General features: G+C 71.2%; 21 protein-coding genes, 1 tRNA gene and 2 pseudogenes. 13 read left to right on the top strand and 11 right to left on the bottom strand.

Features of this window, described 5'->3' with window-relative positions; genetic code table 11:
- Window positions 1–13 precede the first annotated feature (13 nt).
- Window positions 14–286 carry a hypothetical protein gene (locus OIE75_RS19460; RefSeq protein WP_307018325.1) on the top strand — a complete coding sequence of 91 codons (273 nt, stop codon included), beginning with the start codon at window positions 14–16 and terminating at the stop codon, window positions 284–286.
- 77 nt (window positions 287–363) lie between these two features.
- On the opposite strand, the gene OIE75_RS19465 is transcribed toward OIE75_RS19460, so the two are convergent.
- Both OIE75_RS19465 and OIE75_RS19470 read right to left on the bottom strand, forming a co-directional pair.
- Window positions 364–1,305, bottom strand: a complete 942-nt coding sequence (locus OIE75_RS19465) for an SRPBCC family protein (RefSeq protein WP_329471600.1) — start codon at window positions 1,303–1,305, stop codon at window positions 364–366.
- A 3-nt stretch (window positions 1,306–1,308) separates the two neighbouring features.
- Complete coding sequence (locus tag OIE75_RS19470; RefSeq protein WP_329471601.1) at window positions 1,309–1,848, bottom strand: hypothetical protein; 540 nt, start codon at window positions 1,846–1,848, stop codon at window positions 1,309–1,311.
- A gap of 2 nt (window positions 1,849–1,850) precedes the next feature.
- On the opposite strand from OIE75_RS19470, the gene OIE75_RS19475 reads away from it, so the two are divergent.
- Window positions 1,851–2,462, top strand: a complete 612-nt coding sequence (locus OIE75_RS19475) for a DUF2848 family protein (protein ID WP_329471602.1) — start codon at window positions 1,851–1,853, stop codon at window positions 2,460–2,462.
- 16 nt (window positions 2,463–2,478) lie between these two features.
- Here the strand turns inward: OIE75_RS19475 and OIE75_RS19480 are convergent, their stop codons facing one another.
- Both OIE75_RS19480 and OIE75_RS19485 read right to left on the bottom strand, forming a co-directional pair.
- Window positions 2,479–4,023 carry a fused MFS/spermidine synthase gene (locus OIE75_RS19480; RefSeq protein WP_443078373.1) on the bottom strand — a complete coding sequence of 515 codons (1,545 nt, stop codon included), beginning with the start codon at window positions 4,021–4,023 and terminating at the stop codon, window positions 2,479–2,481.
- 13 nt (window positions 4,024–4,036) lie between these two features.
- On the bottom strand, window positions 4,037–4,894 hold the full coding sequence (locus OIE75_RS19485; protein WP_443078374.1) for an alpha/beta fold hydrolase: 858 nt from the start codon (window positions 4,892–4,894) through the stop codon (window positions 4,037–4,039).
- A gap of 484 nt (window positions 4,895–5,378) precedes the next feature.
- Here OIE75_RS19485 and OIE75_RS19490 point away from each other — a divergent pair, with 484 nt between their 5' ends.
- Both OIE75_RS19490 and OIE75_RS19495 read left to right on the top strand, forming a co-directional pair.
- Window positions 5,379–6,035, top strand: a complete 657-nt coding sequence (locus OIE75_RS19490) for a redoxin domain-containing protein (RefSeq protein ID WP_329471604.1) — start codon at window positions 5,379–5,381, stop codon at window positions 6,033–6,035.
- 110 nt (window positions 6,036–6,145) lie between these two features.
- Window positions 6,146–6,394, top strand: a complete 249-nt coding sequence (locus OIE75_RS19495) for an SCO4226 family nickel-binding protein (RefSeq protein ID WP_329471605.1) — start codon at window positions 6,146–6,148, stop codon at window positions 6,392–6,394.
- A 189-nt stretch (window positions 6,395–6,583) separates the two neighbouring features.
- On the opposite strand, the gene OIE75_RS19500 is transcribed toward OIE75_RS19495, so the two are convergent.
- Window positions 6,584–7,054, bottom strand: a complete 471-nt coding sequence (locus tag OIE75_RS19500; protein ID WP_307013869.1) for an ArsI/CadI family heavy metal resistance metalloenzyme — start codon at window positions 7,052–7,054, stop codon at window positions 6,584–6,586.
- A gap of 79 nt (window positions 7,055–7,133) precedes the next feature.
- On the opposite strand from OIE75_RS19500, the gene OIE75_RS19505 reads away from it, so the two are divergent.
- The 5 genes from OIE75_RS19505 (at window position 7,134) to OIE75_RS19525 (ending at window position 9,992) form a co-directional block, all read left to right on the top strand.
- Window positions 7,134–7,541, top strand: a complete 408-nt coding sequence (locus OIE75_RS19505) for an ArsR/SmtB family transcription factor (RefSeq protein ID WP_307013870.1) — start codon at window positions 7,134–7,136, stop codon at window positions 7,539–7,541.
- Window positions 7,542–7,604: 63 nt separating this feature from the next.
- Complete coding sequence (locus OIE75_RS19510) at window positions 7,605–7,967, top strand: arsenate reductase/protein-tyrosine-phosphatase family protein (protein WP_373463081.1); 363 nt, start codon at window positions 7,605–7,607, stop codon at window positions 7,965–7,967.
- Complete coding sequence (locus tag OIE75_RS19515) at window positions 7,964–8,467, top strand: GNAT family N-acetyltransferase (RefSeq protein WP_329471606.1); 504 nt, start codon at window positions 7,964–7,966, stop codon at window positions 8,465–8,467. The genes OIE75_RS19510 and OIE75_RS19515 overlap by 4 nt, the downstream gene beginning before the upstream one ends.
- Window positions 8,468–8,691: 224 nt before the next feature.
- Window positions 8,692–9,123, top strand: a complete 432-nt coding sequence (locus tag OIE75_RS19520) for a DUF7144 family membrane protein (RefSeq protein ID WP_329471607.1) — start codon at window positions 8,692–8,694, stop codon at window positions 9,121–9,123.
- A 335-nt stretch (window positions 9,124–9,458) separates the two neighbouring features.
- Window positions 9,459–9,992: a DUF5994 family protein gene (locus OIE75_RS19525; protein ID WP_329471608.1), complete on the top strand. Its 534-nt coding sequence runs from the start codon at window positions 9,459–9,461 to the stop codon at window positions 9,990–9,992.
- Here the strand turns inward: OIE75_RS19525 and OIE75_RS19530 are convergent.
- Window positions 9,960–10,355, bottom strand: a complete 396-nt coding sequence (locus OIE75_RS19530; protein ID WP_307013877.1) for a DUF5994 family protein — start codon at window positions 10,353–10,355, stop codon at window positions 9,960–9,962. The two genes, OIE75_RS19525 and OIE75_RS19530, sit on opposite strands and share 33 nt — an antisense overlap.
- 310 nt (window positions 10,356–10,665) lie before the next feature.
- Between OIE75_RS19530 and OIE75_RS19535 the strand changes: the two genes are divergently transcribed.
- The gene (locus OIE75_RS19535; RefSeq protein WP_329471609.1) at window positions 10,666–11,256 is read left to right on the top strand and encodes a DUF5994 family protein; all 591 of its coding nucleotides are present in this window, start codon (window positions 10,666–10,668) and stop codon (window positions 11,254–11,256) included.
- Window positions 11,257–11,261: 5 nt separating this feature from the next.
- Complete coding sequence (locus OIE75_RS19540) at window positions 11,262–11,540, top strand: hypothetical protein (protein ID WP_307013879.1); 279 nt, start codon at window positions 11,262–11,264, stop codon at window positions 11,538–11,540.
- On the opposite strand, the gene OIE75_RS19545 is transcribed toward OIE75_RS19540, so the two are convergent.
- The 4 genes and pseudogenes from OIE75_RS19545 to OIE75_RS41450 all read right to left on the bottom strand — a co-directional run.
- Window positions 11,537–12,577: a fatty acid desaturase family protein gene (locus OIE75_RS19545; RefSeq protein WP_329471610.1), complete on the bottom strand. Its 1,041-nt coding sequence runs from the start codon at window positions 12,575–12,577 to the stop codon at window positions 11,537–11,539. The two genes, OIE75_RS19540 and OIE75_RS19545, sit on opposite strands and share 4 nt — an antisense overlap.
- 100 nt (window positions 12,578–12,677) lie before the next feature.
- Window positions 12,678–13,133 (bottom strand): DUF5994 family protein, encoded by a 456-nt coding sequence (locus OIE75_RS19550; RefSeq protein ID WP_329471612.1) that lies wholly within the window; start codon window positions 13,131–13,133, stop codon window positions 12,678–12,680.
- Between the two features lie 393 nt (window positions 13,134–13,526).
- Complete coding sequence (locus OIE75_RS19555; RefSeq protein WP_329471613.1) at window positions 13,527–15,251, bottom strand: SpoIIE family protein phosphatase; 1,725 nt, start codon at window positions 15,249–15,251, stop codon at window positions 13,527–13,529.
- Between the two features lie 126 nt (window positions 15,252–15,377).
- Window positions 15,378–15,722, bottom strand: a pseudogene (locus OIE75_RS41450) (TerC family protein); the annotation flags it as partial.
- 116 nt (window positions 15,723–15,838) lie between these two features.
- Here OIE75_RS41450 and OIE75_RS19565 point away from each other — a divergent pair.
- A pseudogene (locus OIE75_RS19565) lies at window positions 15,839–16,027 on the top strand (transposase); the annotation flags it as partial.
- Window positions 16,028–16,145: 118 nt separating this feature from the next.
- On the opposite strand, the gene OIE75_RS19570 reads toward OIE75_RS19565, so the two are convergent.
- Window positions 16,146–16,219 (bottom strand) — tRNA-Gly (locus OIE75_RS19570).
- Between the two features lie 502 nt (window positions 16,220–16,721).
- On the opposite strand from OIE75_RS19570, the gene dcd reads away from it, so the two are divergent.
- On the top strand, window positions 16,722–17,297 hold the full coding sequence (dcd, locus tag OIE75_RS19575) for a dCTP deaminase (protein ID WP_064728971.1): 576 nt from the start codon (window positions 16,722–16,724) through the stop codon (window positions 17,295–17,297).
- The last annotated feature ends 16 nt before the right edge of the window (window positions 17,298–17,313 follow it).

Raw genomic sequence — 17,313 nt, forward strand, 5'->3', positions numbered from 1 at the left:
TGGGGAACGAGCCATGAACACAACCACGACGGGGCTCCTGACCGGTCTCGCACTCGGCTTCGCCGGATACTTCGGCGGGTTCGCGGCGTTCGTGGTGGTCGCCGCCCTCGGTCTGGCAGGGCTGGTCGTCGGCCACCTGGCGGGCCGCGAGACGCATGTCTCCGACTTCGTGCGCCCGCGCGAGGGCCGGGAGGGCCATGGGCGCCGGGAGAGCTTCGAAGGGGACCGGGCGGCCCGCGGGCCCGGCTACGGAACCGGGTACGGGCACACGCGGCGAGTGCGGTGATGCCTCATCGTGAGACACCGTGAGACACCGTGAGACGGGGCCGGCGACGCGCGCACACGCCGCCGGCCCGGTCGCGTCTAGCGCCCTTCTTCTTCGTCGTCGTCCTCGTCCTCATCCCCGTCGTCGTACTCCTCTTCTTCCTCGTCCTCGTCCTCGGCATCGTCCTCGGCATCGGCGTCTGAGTCGTTCTCGTCGTTCTCGTCGTCCTCAAGACCTTCCTCGTGCGAGCGGACCACTTCGCCGTCGCGGATCTCGCCGCGCCAGCCCTCCAGTTCCTCGTCGTCGGAGAGCGTGGCGTACCGCAGGAAGTGCTTGAGGTCGAGGCGCAGGCGACGTCCTTGCGCGCGCCAGATGTTGCCGGTCTTCTCGAAGAAGCCGGACGGGTAGTACTCGACCACGGCGACGACGCGCGTGAGGTCGGGAGTCAGTTCGTGGAAGCTGACGGCACCGCGGGTGGTGCCCTTGCCCCCTTCGGAGTTCCAGACGATGCGTTCGTCGGGGACCTGCTCCTGGACGGTGGCCTTCCAACTGCGGTTGGAGAAGGCGATCTTGGCCTTCCAGTCGCTCTCGACCTCGTCCGACTGCGAGACGCTCTGGACACCCTTGGTGAAGGAGCTGAACTCCTCGAGCTGGGTCCAGCGGTCGTACACGGTGCGCACCGGCTTGCCGACGTCGATCACCTCGACGATGTTCGTGACCTTGACGCTCCCCGCCTTGCCACCGCCGCCGAAGGCGCCCTTCACGGTGTCGACCACCTTGTCCTTCACGTCCCCCGCCTTCTTGCCGAGGAACGCCTTGACCGGCGACTGCCCTTCGCCGAGTACGCGTTTGCCGACGTCGAGCAAGGTGCTGTTGCCGTCTCCGACGTCCCCCAGACCCTGCGCGAGGCCGCTGATCTTCTCCCCGGCCCTGTCCGCCATCCGCTGGCCCTTCGCCGAGGCGAACGCGGCCAGCTGCTCCTTGAGCTGGTCCATGCCGGAGGTGCCGGCTGGAGTGGACTTCTCCTCCGTCTTGGCCATGGCCTACCTCCTACGGCTGCCGCGGTCGGATGCCTTGCCGGCGGCGGCCTTCTTCTTCCCGGCGGGCGCCTTCTTGGCGGGAGCCTTCTTCGCGGGTGCGGTCCTGGTCGCGGACTTTTTCGCGGGGCTCTTCCTCGCCCGGCTCCGTCGGGGCGGCGCCGCCTCCGCCTCCGCCTCCGCCTCGTCCTCCTGGTCCTCCTGCGTTTCCTCCTCCTCGTCCTCGCCGTCGGGTTGGCCCAGGAGGGCTTCGGTGCGCTCCTGCAACGAGGTGGCCAGCGCGCCCAGGCGGTGGTCGGCGGTCGCGGACAGCGCGGTGCGGGCGGAGTCCATCAGCTCGCCGCGGACCTGATCCAGCAACTGCGCGGTCTGCGGGTTCTCGGACGCCTTGCTCAGCGCCCGAGTCATCAACTCCCTGGGACTCAGCAGCCCTTGGCCGGCGAGTGCGGAGGCGACTCCGATGGCGAGTTTGCCCTTCTTGGTGCGGCCCAGGGCGTATCCGGTCGCGAGGGCCGCGACGAGAGTGGCTTGCGTTTCGGTTTCCATGAATGGCCTCGAGTGCGGTCAGCGGTATCCGGCCGCCCCGGCTCGGCCGGGCGGCCACCCCTTCCTCCCACCCTCCTCTCACCTGCGCGTGCCCGCATCTCCCGAGGGATCCGGAACGCAGACCGACCGGGTACAGGCGCAGCACGGGCACACCTCCGGCGAGGCGGAGTGGGCGCTGGTCGTGGCGGACGCCGAGGAAGCTGCTGCTGACCGCCGCCTGCGACCACACCGACCGCGACCTGGAGGTGCACGGCGTGGCCTGGAGCAAGAACGCCGGTCCCGACGTCCTGGCCCGCCGCGCCTGGCGCCTGGCCGACGTGGAGTCCCGCCTCGACGACCTCCCCCTGCGCGCCTGGGACACCCACGGCGACACGTCGACGGAGATCCAGCACGGCACCCTGGCGGAACTCCTCGCCCCCGCCTACTGGATCGACGTGCCGCGCTCACGTGGCGGGCTCACGCCCGGCACCGTCCTGATCTCCGGCACCATCCCCATGCCCCCCGGCGTCGACCGGTTCGCCGACGGCTGGACCGTGGAGCTGGCCGCCCCCGCCACCGGGGACACGATCCGCCTTCAGTACGACGTCCAGCCCATGCCGGCGCCCATCGGCTGAGCGCGCCGGCCTCGCGTCACGGCCCGCGCCGCGCGGCGGCCGGCTGGAGGAGCTGGTCGACGGGTGCGTAGTCGTCGGTGAGCGGTCGGGCGTCGCCGGTCCAGGAGGCGAGCCGGTCACCACTGGCGACCTTCCAGCCGGTCCGCCGGGCGTCGAGCGCCCGCTGCGTCGCGCGCAGGTCGACGGGCCGGTCGGAGGCGAGCACGACCAGGTTGCCGCCGTCGGGGTCGGTGCCCGGGGCGAGGCCGATGTCGACGGGTTCGCCGACGAGGGCGACGTGCTCGAAGACCTCGCCGAGGGTGGCGGCTTCGGCACGCGCGAAGTCCAGTCCCCCGTGGTCGATGAGATTGGCGACGTACAGCCCGCCCTCCCGCAGCACCCGCCGTACGTCGGTCATCGCCTCCACCGTGGTGAGGTGCCACGGCACGCTGACGCCCCCGAAGGCGTCGCCGACGACGAGGTCCCGACTGCCCGTGTCCAGGCGCCGCAGACCGAGCCTGCCGTCCTCGGCGCGTACGTCGACACCGGCGGCCGAACGCAGACCGAGACGCTCCCGGTCGATCCGTACGACGCCGCTGTCGATCTCGGATACGAGGCTGCGCGTCCCGGGCCGAGTGGCGGCCAGGTACCGGGGAAGGGTGAGCCCGCCACCGCCCAGGTGATGGGCGGCGAGCGGCTCACCCTTGGGAAACGCGGAGTCGGCCACGGACGCGATGGCGCGCACGTACGCGAACTCCAGGAACGTCGGATCGTCGAGGTCGACGTACGAGTGCCGCACACCGTCCAGGACCAGCGTGCGCCCGCTGTCCCGTTCGGGATCCGCGACCACCCGCGCGCAGTGGTACCGGGTCTCGGCGTCGCAGCCCCCGGGCGCGACCGCGGTGGCGAGGCCCCCGGCGACGACCACGAGGGCAAGGGCTGGCGTACCGCTCCACCCGCGCGTGCGCCACTCGACCACCGCCGATCCGGCCACCAGCAGCGTGCCGAGCCCGATCAGGATGCCGCTGACCGGCAACCGCGACACGAGGACGAAGCCGGTGAGGACGGTCCCGAAGATGGCCCCGACGGTGCCGACTCCCGACAGCCGTCCGACGACCGTCCCGGTCTCGGCGAGGCTGGTGAGCCGCAGCTTCGTCACCATCGGCGTCACCGCGGACAGCAGCGCGCCCGGCACGAGGATGGTCAGCGACGCGATGAACAGCAGCGCCGTCGGCGCCCACTCCGCGGTGGTGCGCAGCACGGCGGGGGTGAGCCCCACGACCGCCCCCGACACCCCGAGCGAGGGCCCGAGAAGCCGCCGGGGATCGACCTGATCGGCGATCTTCCCCCCGAGCCACGACCCGACGGCGATCGCCGTGAGGGCGATGCCGATCACCATGGTGCTGGTCTCGAGGGTGAGCCCGAGATAGGGAGCCAGCAGCCGCAGGGCGACGATCTCGACCACGAGCACGGCGGCGGACGACCCGAACACGAGCGCGACGGCGGCACGGGCCCCCAACCCACGCACGCGCGCCTTGCCTTCGGCGACGACCAAGGGCGACGAATCGGTCACGACCGACATCTTCCCACGCGATTCACGCCGGTTGGTCCGGAAGCGGTGAGGAAGTGGTCGGCGAGGCGGTGCCGGCAGGCTCGGCCGTCCGGAGGAAGTCCAGCAAGACGGTGTTGAAGCGCTCGGGCTGCTCGGCGCCCGGCAGGTGCCCGGCGCCGTCGATGACGCTCAGCGCGGCGTGCGGAACGAGGCCGGCGATGGCCTCGGCCTCGGTGACGGGCGTGTAGACGTCGTCCGCGCCGACCACGATCAGTGTCGGCACCGCGACGGTGGCGAGGGTGTCGCGGTAGTCGGGACGTTCGGCGCGGCCGCGCAGTGCCGCCGCGGCCCCACGGGGATCGGTGGCGCGCATCATGCCGAGAACGTGTGCGGCCACATCCGGGAGAGCGGCGACGTTGTAGGAAGCGAGCATCTTGCCGATGACCTCGTCCGCGTAGCCCGCCATGCCCTCGGCGAGCAGTCGGTCGGCCAGACGGTTGCGGTACGCCCTGCCCTCGTCGGTCTCGGCGGGGGCCGACGTGTCGGACAGGACGAGTGCCCGTACCCGCCCCAGGTGGTGGCGGCAGAACTCCATGGCGATCTGGCCCCCCATGGAGACGCCACCGACCACCGCGCGTTCGATGTCCAGATGATCCAGGAGGGCGGCGATGTCGTCGGCGAGATCGGAGAGGAACACCTTTCCGGGCGTCACGTCGCTCTCCCCGTACCCCCGCAGGTCGGGAGTGACCACCCGGTGCCCGGCCGCGACGAGAGCTCGGGCCTGGGGCGCCCACAGCGTGCGGTTGAACGGGTGCCCGTGGATCAGAACGACCGGCATCCCGTCCGGGGAGCCGAGGTCGTCGTAGTGGAGTGCGGTGTCGCCCACGGTCATGCGGCTCATCGGTGGGGCCTCCCTGGCATCGCTCGTCGGCACGGCGATCGTCGGCGGGGTGAAGGTGGCTCTGCGATTCTGCCCGGCACCGGTGGGGAGACCGGGGCCAGGGGGTCGACAACCGGGCCCGGTTTCACTCGAAGTCCCGGCGGCGGCCCGCCGGGAACGTGAGCAGGTGGAGCGGCGGCAGGACCGCGGCGGCGCACACCGCCCACAGGGCCGCGTGCGTCCCGACGTACGTGGCGAGCAGGCCCGCGGTGAGGGCGCCGAGGGGCTGGGCGCCCCAGGACTCCGTCCATGGCCAGCACCAAACCGAGTTGTGCGGGGGTCAGTCCGGCTTCCCGGACCAGGTACAGGGGTGTGAGGGCGACCAGGGCGGCGCAGACGAAGTTGGTGGCGGTGGCCCAGAGCATGCAGGGCAGCATCACCGGGTGCCGCGTCCCGTACGTCCAGCCCTCGCGGATCAGCCGGCCGACGCCGTCAGAGCGGCCCGGTGCGGTACGAGTACCGGCTGACGCAGAGGGGGCGGGGGCTGCTGCCCATGCTGCTCGCGATGCAGGACTGGGCGGACCGCTGGCTGCTCGGCGACGGCTCGCTGAGCGGCACGGCCGACGAGGAGAGCGCCGAGGCACGGCGGCTGGCGGATCTGCTGGGTGAGCGACTGCCCGGCCTCGAACTGCCGGGACACCGGGACGGCGACCCACTGGACCCGGTGGCCGAGGCCGCGGCCACCGTCCTCTTCTGCTACCCGGCGACCGGCCGCCCGGGCCCGTTGCCGGACGGCTGGGCCGACATCCCGGTCGCCATCGGCTGCACGCTGGAGAACCGGCTGTTCCGGGATGCCTACGACGACTTCCGCGCGGCAGGCGCCGAGGTGCGCGGTGTGAGCACGCAACGCCCGGACGAGCAAAGGGTGTTCGCGGTCGAGGAAGGCATCCCCTTCACCCTGCTCTCGGACGTCGACCTGCGCCTCGCCGCCGCTCTGCGGCTACCCGTGTTCCGTGCGGGGCAGACGCTGCGACTGAAGCGGGCGGTGCTGGTGGTGGACCGCGCACGCGTGGTGCACCTGGCCCGCTTTCCGGTGACGGACATCCCGGGGGCGGTGCGCGAGGCGCTGGCGGTGGTACGGAGGGTGGCGGCGGAAAACTGAAAGGGGACCGCAGTCGCCCATCGCGACCCGCAGGTGCAGCATGGAGGGAGGGGGCGGGGCTGGCGGCTACCGGTTCCCGGTGCCGTCACGGGACCGGAGGAGTGGGAGCGATGGCGAAGTTCATTGACGTGCACCACGGCATGAAGGGGATCACGAGCGATCAGTTCCTGGCCGCCCACAATGCCGACCTGGCGGTGGAAGGCGACGAAGGCGTGCACTTCGAGCAGGCGTGGGCAGACCCGGATTCCGGCACGGTGTGGTGCCTGTCCGAAGGGCCCTCGCCGGAAGCGGTCCAGCGGACCCACGAGCGGGCGGGCCACACCGCCGACGAGATCTACCCGGTGTCACTCATGCTGTAGGCAGGCAGCGCACAGCGGTGGTGCGGTACCCGCCCACCGATCTGGACAACAGGCAACCCCCGGTCATTCACCGGGGGTTCTGCATGCAGCGGATGTCGAGCACCGAACTCGCGCTCTGTCGCACGGCGCACGGACGCGAGTAGGCCCCGACGGTGGCCGGGGCCCGGCTCCACTCGTTCCCCGCAGGGACTAGCCGCAGGCACAGCCCGCGGCGCTCGGTGCCTCCTCGGCGGCCTGGCTCGCGCAGCAGCCGTCGCCGGTGGCGTGGGGGTCGGCGCCCTTGTCGAGGGTGTCGGCGTCGGCCTTCACGACGTAGACCTCCCAGGGCTCCTTGCCGGGGCCGTGCACCCACACCTTGTCCTGGAGGGCGTAGCAGCAGGAGGTGTCGTTCTCCTCGAAGGTGGCCAGGCCGGCGTCCTTGAGGCGGGTCGTGGCCGCGGAGACCTGCTCGGTGGACTCGACCTCGACGCCGAGGTGGTCCAGTCGGGTTTCCTCGCCGGGCTCGCCCTCGATGAGGACGAGCTTGAGCGCGGGCTCGGTGATGGCGAAGTTGGCGTAGCCCTCGCGCCGCTTGGCCGGTTCGGTGCCGAACAGCTTCGAGTAGAAGGTGATCGACGCTTCCAGGTCACTGACACGCAGGGCGAGCTGTGCGCGGGACATGGCAGGGCTCCCATTCCGTTGTTTCGATGTCTTTCGATACAACATTGCGCTCTGAATCGAAGGATGTCAACATAGAGGCATGTCGAATCAAGAGTGGGTGGTGCTCGGCCGGACCGACGAGGCCGGGGCCTGCTGCCCCGGGTTGTTGACTGCTCCCCTGGACGAGGACCAGGCCTTGGAGCCGGCGAAGGTGTTCAAGGCGCTGGGTGACCCGGTGCGGCTGCGCCTGCTGTCGATCATCGCCTCACGGGCGGGCGGTGAGGTGTGCGTCTGTGACCTGACCCCGGCTTTCGATCTGTCCCAGCCGACGATCTCGCATCACCTGAAGCTGCTGCGGCAGGCAGGCCTCATCGACTGCGAACGGCGCGGCACGTGGGTCTACTACTGGCTGGTCCCGGAGATGACCGACCGACTGGCGAGCATCCTGACCCGCCCCATGGGCGAGCCTCTGCCCGACCGCGGCGCGCCGGCCGGAGCTGCTTCGTGAGTAACCCGCTCCTGATCGGCACGTAGCGGGGCGTCTGTCCTTCGTGGACCGCTACCTCGCTGCCTGGATCCTTGCCGCCATGGCTGTCGGGCTGGGCCTGGGCCGCTTGGTTCGGTCCGATCCGCCGGCTCCGCCCCCGCCGCCGGCGTCAATCCGGCCGTCGTCGCGGCCATGGCGGAGGTGGGCATCGACATCGCGGCCGAGGTACCCAAGGTGCTCACGGCCGAGGCGGTCCAGGCGTCCGACGTCGTGATCACGATGGCCTGCGGTGACACCTGCCCGGTCTTCCCCGGTAAGCGCTACCTCGACTGGGAGCTTCCCGACCCGGCAGGGCAAGGGGTCGAAGCGGTCCGCCCGATCCGCGACGAGATCGAGAAGCGCATCCGCGGCCTGGTCGACGAGATCGCTCCGGTGGGCCGAGCATGAGCACGGCCGGCGACCACCGCATCACCGCGATGGCGGCCGACCACGCTCACCAAGTCCTGGAGATCTACCGACTCGGCACCGACGAGGGCAACGCCACCTTCGAGACCACCGCTCCCAGCTGGGAAGAGTTCAACGCCACCAAGCTGCCGGAACACCGGTACGTCGCCCTCGACGCCACGGGCCGGGCCCTCGGCTGGGTCGCCGCCGTACCGGTCTCCGACCGATGCGCATACGTCGGCGTCGTCGAGCACTCGGTGTACGTCCACCCCGAGGCACGCGGCCGGGGCATCGGCGCCGCACTCCTCCGCGAGCTGATCAGGTCGGCGGAGACCGCCGGGATCTGGACCATCCGATCCGGCATCTTCCCCGAGAACACCGCCAGCCTCGCCCTCCATCACAAGACGGGCTTCCGCATCGTCGGTACGCGCGAGCGCATCGGCCGACACCGTGGCGTTTGGCGCGACGTCGTACTGATCGAACGCAGAAGCCCAGCCGTCTGACCCACGGCTGGTCCGCTCGGTCTCAGCGTTGACCGCCGCTGTCCGGTACTGCCGGTGCCGGCTATTGGTGTCGGACATCGCCGCCGCACTTGACGGCTCTCACGTGCGGCACAGACGGCTGGAGTCGCGGTCTCGAAGGATCGCGGTGATCCTGTCAGTGGAGCGTTACTGGCGTCGCACGGGCTGTATGGGTCGGTGACCGTGCTGTACAGGAGGTGGCGGTCATGGCAACGATTCCGAGGGAGACACGGCGAGGGCACGGAGAGCCAGGCGACAGCGAAAGGCTCAGCGGCGCGTCTCTCTTCGCCGGCGCCGTGATGATGCTCAGCGGGCCGCTCAGCATTCTCATGGGGGCGTCCGGCATCGCGAGGGACAACCTGTTCGCCGCGTCCCAGTACGCCTATCGGTTCGACCTGACAGCTTGGGGCTGGATCCACATCGTGGTCGGCCTGGCACTCGTCGTTGCCGGCATGGGTGTCGTGACAAACCAGAGCTGGGCGCGTGGGGCGGGCGCAGTGGCGGCAGGGATCAGCCTGATCACCCAGTTCATGTTCGTCCCGTACTACCCGCTGTGGGCCATCCCCGTGATGACCATCGACCTCTTCATCATCTTTGCCCTGACGAGATTCCACGTCGGAACCAACGGCGGTCGTTGAATACCCGCAACCCACCACCCACCCCGGCACCCGGGACGGGAGCACCCCACGCACGCCCAACGTGCGCCGGCCTCGACGCGACCGTTCCGGCACGGATCTGGCACGCGACGACCGATAGTCGCGGACAGCAAGAAGGCCCGGGTCGACGACCTGGGCCTTCTTAAGAAGATGTCCATGGCCAGGTCCAGGTCCAAGTCGGGATCGAATTCCCCGTGGTCCCCGGCGGCTCGCAGGCGGGTGAGGGAAAATCGTGGCTTCGCGGCCGTCGTCGGCCGAGGAGTACCGTGAAGCCAGGAGACTCTCGGTTTGCCGTCCCCGGTAGGCAGGCGAATGCGATGTCCGACTCCGGCTCCCCGCGGGTGACCAGGATCCTGCCCGACGCCGTGCACCAGGCTGTTCCTCGACCGGGAACCGCCGTGGTGCGGCTCGAGACGACCCATGACCGGAAGGGCGCGCTCGACGGGGCGTGGTGGCCCCGCTCCCGCGACATCGCCGGTGAACTCCCTGGCCTCGTCTCCGCGCTGTCCGAGTACCTCGGGCCGATCACGCGCGTCGGCCTGGACACCGACGCCTGGGACGAACTGCCGACGCGGATGACGATCGACGGCCGTGTCGTCCACATCGACTCCTTCCCGGTAGGAGACGACACCGTCCTCGTCACCCGGGGCGGCAACGATCTCTTCTCGCTGCTGGTGGTTCCGCCGCACACCGGGCCCGACGCGGCCCGCGCGGCCATGGCCGCGGCCGTGCGCGCCGGCAGTCAGACGTCGGCGGAACAGATCCTCATCGACACCGGCACGGAACGTGTGGGCCCGGGGCATGCCCCCCAAGCCGCTCTACGCCACGGCGGCCATGAGCCGGGCAGCTGACGACGCGCTCGTCGGGGGCGGCACCACGAGGAGATCCCAACGGCCCGCGGTGTAGGACTGCAGCAGGATCCTGTGCGGGTTGAGCACCTCGGCGAAACGGTCGACCGCCACCTCGTGACCGTTGACGACGACCACGCCGTGCGGGACAGGCTGCCAGTGGCGGGGATTGACGGCCACGTGGGTGAGCCGGCCCCACAGCGGATCGATCACGTCGGCCAGTTCGCCGAGTTCTCGTGCCAGGTCGCGGGTCCGTGGCCACCAGGCGCCGTCCGGACGGCCGAAACGGCTGGCGGATCCAAGGACGAGGCGCGCGGCACGTGGTCGGAACGGTGCCGCGTGCGGACGGAGCTGAGTGGTGGTCATGAGGAAAAAGCCTCACTGCGGGCCTGCGTCGACCGACGGAGCGCCCGGTGGTTGGGAGACCGAGGACGGGACCGGCGGCGCCGGTGCACGAAAGCCCTCGACGTCCTCAGGCTACTCCTCGACGAGCCCCGGCAAGAGGCATCGGCCTCCATCGGCTGGACTGACCCGGCACGCGGCCTGCTCGGGCGCCCGTGAAGAGTAGGCTGGGGGAACCGAGGACACTCCGCGCGCGGACATTTCGCGTCTGTGCCGTCCTCGGTGATCGAATACGCCGGGTCGGCTCAGGCCCGCCCGGGGCAGGGTTCGCGTCATGACTGCGACCGTCTCTCCTCCGACGACGTCTGAAGACCGGCTTCCCACGTCTCCCGTGCGTCTGTCGCTCTTTCCCGAGGGTTCGGCACCGCTCCTGCTGGACGGCGCCTGGTGGCCGCGCTCGCGTGATCTCGCCGCCGAACTGCCGGCCCTGGCGTCCGTTCTCGATCCGCTGTGGGGGCGGATCACCCGGGTCACGGTGAACCCCGCCCAGTGGCCGGTCGTCCCGCGCAGGGTGTCTGTCGCCGGGCATGTGGTGAAGGTGGGCTGGTTCCGCTTCGAGCAGGACGAGCACGAGTTGCTGCTGCTCTCCTACCACGTGGGCCGCTGGAACTTGCTGGTCGTTCCCCCGCAGACGCCTCCGGCCGCGGCCGCCTGGCTGATGGCCGCCGCGAGCGACCCGCGCCGGACAGCGACCGCGAGCAGCCTGCTGGCGGATGCCGCGCGTCTGACGGCGACCGCCGAGACCGACCGCACCAGGGAAGCGGTGTGGGAGTCCGAAGGAGGACATGGAGCCGGTGCTCTTGTCACTTCTCCGTGGCTTCGAGTCGCCGTCGCCGCGCCGGAGGACCGGCCGGAAAGGGTGTGAGGACCGTGGACGTCCTCGTGACGGTGATCGTGCTGCCGGCGGTGATCGCGGCAGGCGCGTTCCTCATCCACCGGCTGGACTCTCGGCACGGGGACAGAAGCGCCGCCTTCCACTACGGCCGCGGCGGTGCCGTCGCACCGGACCGGAAGACCCACGACGGGCCGGTCGCACGCCGACGGGCCCCCGTCGTGAACGACGCCGACGAGCGCCGGGGCCCCCGGTACGGCGGACGTGGACGGCTGCGCCCCGGACGCCGTACCCACGGCGGCGTCTCGGCGCGCTAGGCGCGGACGCGGGTCCGTCGGAGCGGGGCGCCCGCGTCGTGGAGGCTGGTGAGCGCCAGCCGGTAGGAGGCGACCAGGCCCGTCTCCGCGTAGTCCACGCCCAGGTCCCGGCAGTACCGCCGGACGATGGCGCGGGCCTTGCGCAGGTTAGGGCTGGGCATGCTCGGGAACAGGTGGTGCTCGATCTGGTGGTTCAGGCCGCCGAGCGCCAGGTCGGTGAACCGGCCGCCGTTGACGTTGCGCGAGGTGAGCACCTGGCGGCGGAGGAAGTCGGGGCGGTCGTCGGCCGTCAGGATCGGCATCCCCTTGTGGTTGGGTGCGAAGGCCGAACCGAGGTAGACGCCGAACAGGCACTGGTGGACGGCGAGGAAGGCGATCGCCATTCCGGGCGGCAGGACCCAGAACAGGGCGGTCAGGTAGACGGCGCAGTGCGCGAGCAGCAGTGTTCCGTCGAGCGCCCGGCGCTTGAGCCGGCGGTCGGCCACGGCCCTGCCGCTCGCCACGTGCAGGTTGAAGCCCTCCAGCGTGAGCAGGGGAAAGAAGAGGAACGCCTGCCAGCGGCCGAGCAGGCGGGGCAGTCCGGTGGCGGCGCGGGCCTGGTCCGGGGACCAGACGAGCAGGTCGGGGCCGATGTCGGGGTCGAGGTCCTCGGTGTTGGGGTTGGCGTGGTGACGGGTGTGCTTGTCCTGCCACCAGCCGTAACTCATGCCGATCGACGCGCCGGCGATCCGTCCGGACAGCTCGCTGGCCCGGCGGCGGCGGAACACCTGCCGGTGAGCCATGTCATGGGCGACGAGGGCGACTTGCCCGTACATCACGGCCAGGAACGCGGCGACCGCCAGTGTCCACCAGGAGGCGCCGACAAGGACGAACGCGGCCCATCCGGCGGCGTAGAGCCCCGTCACCGCGGTGATGCGTAACGTGTAGTAGCCGGGGCGGCGCCCCAGCAGTCCGGCATCCGCGATCTTCTTCGACAGCCGGGCGAAGTCGCTGCCGGGAGTGTCGGAGCGCGTGGCGGGGGTGGTGGCCATGGTCATGAGGACGTCTCTCTGAGAAGCGGGCGGCCGACTCGGGTCGGCCCCAGGGCGGGTTGGACGCGGGGAGCGGGCGCGTACACGGAGGTGCCTGCGGCGGGTCCTACCACCGAGGGGCGCGGGTTCCCCGCCGGGCTTCTCCGTCGGCGCCGGGCCGCCGGTCGTCCAGGGCGGCGGCCGTGAGGAGAGCGGCCGCTTCCTCCGTCGCATCCGGCGGGATCACCTGCAGGTCCCAGCGGCCGAGCCCGGGGGAGAGCAGGACGACCCGGTCCGGGGCGTGCGGCGACGCGGGAGCCTTGTGCAGGCGTACGACCTGGTTGGCGACGAACATGCGCCCAGGCGCCGCCGACCAGGCCGCGGCGTACACGGTGACGCCGGTGATGTCGCCCCACGCGCTCGGCAGCGCGGCAAGCATCTTCGGGAGCTGTGTCAGAAGATCGCGGGAGTACGGCCACCACACCCCGTCGATCCGGCGCGGCAGCGCGCCGTGTGGCGCGAGACGCAGGCGGACGAGGGGCGGGGGCAGGGTGGACGGTGCGGTGGGGACTGTGGTGATCACGTGGGATCTCTCTGACGAGTTGGGTGCCGGCCGGTTCGGCGGGGCACGGCGCCGGCGGCCCGCCTGCCCCGCCGGGGCGGCGCCGGACGTGGCCGGTGGGATCCGGGTGCTGGAGGGGGCCTGGCCGCTCTTGCCGGAGGAAAGCGCCGACGACCGCCGCGAGTTCGCGGGAGGGGAGTCGGCGGGCGTGTGCGGGGTGGAGGGCGAGACCCTCCCGCGTGGCGAACGCCGGTGGACACCGGGGTGGAGCCGGTCCGCCACCGGCGTGCCTGATGCCCTCGGTCTCGTCAGCCTACTCCCCGGTGCGTAAAGGCGGCGTGACAGCCGGTCATCGGTGCCGTGGGAACGGTGGACGCCTCCGCGGCACCGGCCCGGACCGACGCCCACCACGTCTCATGGCGGCGGTACGCGCAGGGCGAGCAGGGCCACGTCGTCGGTGCTGCCGGGCGGCAGGTGGGCGAGCATGTCTTCGCACAGCCTGTCCAGCGGTTCGTGGACGAGCGCGAGAGCGTGCCGGCGCAGCTCCTCCAGGCCCGTGTCCAGGTCGCTGCCCGGTGTCTCGACGAGTCCGTCCGTGTACAGCAGCAGGGTGGAGCCGGGCTTCAGGGGATGCGTGGCGTCCGGTCGGCCCGCGCCGCCGACGGGTCCGGTGCCGAGGAGCAGTCCCTGGCCGTCTTCCAGATAGCACGCGGTGCCGTCCGGGGAGAGGATCAGCGGAGGCGGGTGCCCCGCGCTGGTCCAGCGGAGCGTCCAGGGTCCCGTGTCCGGGTCGCCCTCGACGCGGGCGAGGATCAGGGTGGCCAGCGGGACGGTGGTGATGACCGGCATGGCGGCGTCGAGGCGGTCGACGACGGCTCCGGGGGGCCCCGTGTGGTCCCAGGCCAGTGAACGCAGGATGCCGTGCAGTTGGGCCATGCCGGCCGCCGCGGTCAGGTCGTGGCCCACGACGTCACCGATGACCAGGGCGAGCGCGCCGTCCTTCAGCATGAAGGCGTCGTACCAGTCCCCGCCGACCTGCGAGCCCGCGGGTGCGGGCTGGTAGCGGGCGGCCAGCCGGAGGTGTCCGGGCCGGGGCAACGGGGCGAGCAGGTTGCGCTGCATGGCCTCGGCGACGGCGCGCTGACGGCCGTAGCGGCGGGTGTTGTCGACGACCACGCCGACCCGGCGGCCGACGTCACCCACTGCCGCCAGGTCGGCTTCGTCGAAGGGATGCGCCGGGTCGGTGCGCACCACCGTCAGCGCCCCGGTGATCCGGTCCCGGGCGCCGAGCGGCACCGTGACGGCGGAGCTCGCGCCCACCGCCGCCAGGAAGCCACTGTGGAGAGCTGCCAGAGGAGGATGTCCGGTGGCCGCGGTGACGGCGGCCACCCGCTCCTGGAGTACGGATTCGCCCCCGGTCAGCGCACGGCCCAGCGGCGAGTCCTCCTCCTCACCGGCTTCCCCCGGGGCGGGTGCGCGCCGGCCTTGGAATCCGGCGTCCCGCCCCTCCGGGCCGGTCACCGCCACCCGGTGGACCTCGCCGGAACCGGTCCGCAGGTCCACCGCCGCCCAGTCGGCCAGACGGGGCACGAGCAGGCGCACCAGGCGGGCCAGCGCCTCGTCGGTCTCCAGGGTCTGTCCCAGGACGTCCGTGATCTCCGCGACCAGGGACAGCCGCTCGTTGAGGTCCTCCAGGGCGCGCGTGCGCGCCGTTCGCTCCCGGTGGACGCGGCGGTCCCCCGTGGCATCCGTGAACAGCAGTGCCATGCCTTGCACGGAGCCGTCCTCCGTGAGGGGGGACGCGGACCAGGAGACAGCCAGCAGGCGACCGTCACCCCGCAGATACGTGCCGCCCTCCCCTTGAGCCCCCTTCCCCTCGGCCAGCGTGTGGAGCAGGGGGCACCGGTCCCGCGGCACCTCGTTGCCGTCCGCGTCCCGGTGCAGCAGATCGTGTGCGTCGGCGCCCCGCATCGCCGCGGTGGTGCGGCCCAGCAGCCGCTCGGCCGCCGGGTTCGCGACGATCACGCGTCCGGCTGTGTCCAGCACCAGCACCGCCGTGCCCAGCCGCTCGACGACCCGCCGCCAGAAACCCGGCTCGTCCGCCGGCCACGCCCCCACATCACCCACCGCATCGCGCACGGACCCTCCAGAGGCTGCCTTCCCGTCGATGGTGCTCCGACGCGGCCCTGCTCGCACGGCACCGGGGCAGTCGGCGCACACCGCGCGGGTACGCCCACCGTCCTGCCAGGAGTGTCCGGACACGGATCAGTCGTCATCCCGGCGTCTGTCCGCGAGTGGGGCTGCCCCGGCCGGTCCGGGGCGTCGGATGCTCAGGACGACGACGCGGTCAGGACCGTGACGATGACGGCGAGGCTGACGGGTCACGGGATCTCCGGGATGCTGCTGCTGAAGAGTTCGTGGGACGCCTGGAGGATCAGTTTCACGCCGATGAAGGCGAGGATCAGCGCGACCCTTGCTGAGGCAGTGGAAGCGGTCGAGCAGCCCGGAGAGCATGAAGTACAGGGCCCGCAGGCCGAGGATGGCGAAGGCGTTGCCGGTGTAGACGATGAAGGCGTCGTCGCTGACCGCCAGGACGGCGGGCACGCCGTCTGCCGGGCATCGTCGCCATCGCGGTCACAGCGACCCTGGGCGCCGCACTGGGCACCAACCGTCGGATACTGCGCACCCCGGCCGTCGATGCGGTGGCATCCCGACCGCCACCACTTCTGCGCGAGCGAGGCATTCGCCCGGCGATCGCCGAACGCGGCCAGCCACACGGCACCGGCCTGGGCACCTTCCGCTGGGTCGTCGAACGCACCATTTCTCGGCTGCACGGCTTCCGACGCCTGCGCGTCCGCTGGGAACGACGCGACGACATCCACGAAGCCTTCCTCGGCCTCGCCGTCTGCCTGATCACCCAACGCCACGTCCAACGCCTTTGTCAGGACCTCTTAGGGCATGCGGAGGGCACGCCAGCCTGCGATTGGACTAGACAACAAGAAACCCCCGGCCTGATGACCTGGGGGTTCAGAGTGGAGCGGGTGACGAGAATCGAACTCGCGCTCTCAGCTTGGGAAGCTGATGTTCTACCATTAAACTACACCCGCGTAAGACGCCGACCACGGTCGGTGCCTGGACGCTCGCTCACTCTACCCCATCGCCGGCCCCCGGTGTTCCCGCCGCGGGGCCGCTGGTCGTTCCGGGGGGTGGGATGCGGCTGCGGGCGGGCCGAGTTGGCGCGTACGGTGGGTGCGTTGGAGAGGGTGTGCGTGAGGGCGGAGTGCCGCCTGGAGAGTCGTCTCTTTGATCCCGTACTGTGGCTTTTGTCGTCAGGGTAGACAGCCAGACGCGGCTCTTGGGGAAGGGACTTGAAGGACTTGATGGAGCGCACCACCGTCGTCCGCTGTGCCGATGGGCACGTGTTCACCGCCGCCTCGTTCCCGATGCAGCAGGCCGAGCGACTCGGCCCCGGCAGGCTCGTCCGATGTCCGCGGTGTGCGCGGCTGAGGAGCGCCGTGCCGGTGGGTTCGCAGCAGCGGTAGGGCAGGATCGGGCGCGCGGTGCGGCGGCGGTTGTCGCAGCTCCGCGCGCCTTGCGTATCCTCGGTGCGTGCTTCTCTCAGACAAGGACATCCGGGCCGAGATCGACTCCGGGCGGGTGCGGATCGATCCGTTCGACGACTCCATGGTGCAGCCGTCGAGTATCGACGTGCGCCTCGACCGCTACTTCCGGGTGTTCGAGAACCACCGGTACCCGCACATCGACCCCTCCGTGGAGCAGGTGGATCTGACCCGGCTCGTGGAGCCGGAGGGCGACGAGCCGTTCATCCTGCATCCCGGCGAGTTCGTGCTGGCCAGTACGTACGAGGTCGTCTCGCTGCCCGATGATCTCGCCTCGCGGCTGGAGGGGAAGAGCTCGCTCGGGCGGCTCGGCCTCGTCACGCACTCCACCGCCGGGTTCATCGACCCGGGGTTCTCCGGGCACGTGACGCTCGAGCTGAGCAACCTCGCGACCCTGCCCATCAAGCTGTGGCCGGGGATGAAGATCGGGCAGCTCTGCATGTTCCGGCTCACCTCACCGGCCGAGCACCCGTACGGGAGCGAGCGGTACGGGTCCCGTTACCAGGGGCAGCGGGGGCCGACCGCCTCCCGCTCCTTCCTCAACTTCCATCGGACCCAGGTATGAACCCAGGTATGAGCAG

This window comes from Streptomyces sp. NBC_01723, from assembly GCF_036246005.1.
Classification (GTDB): Bacteria; Actinomycetota; Actinomycetes; order Streptomycetales; family Streptomycetaceae; genus Streptomyces.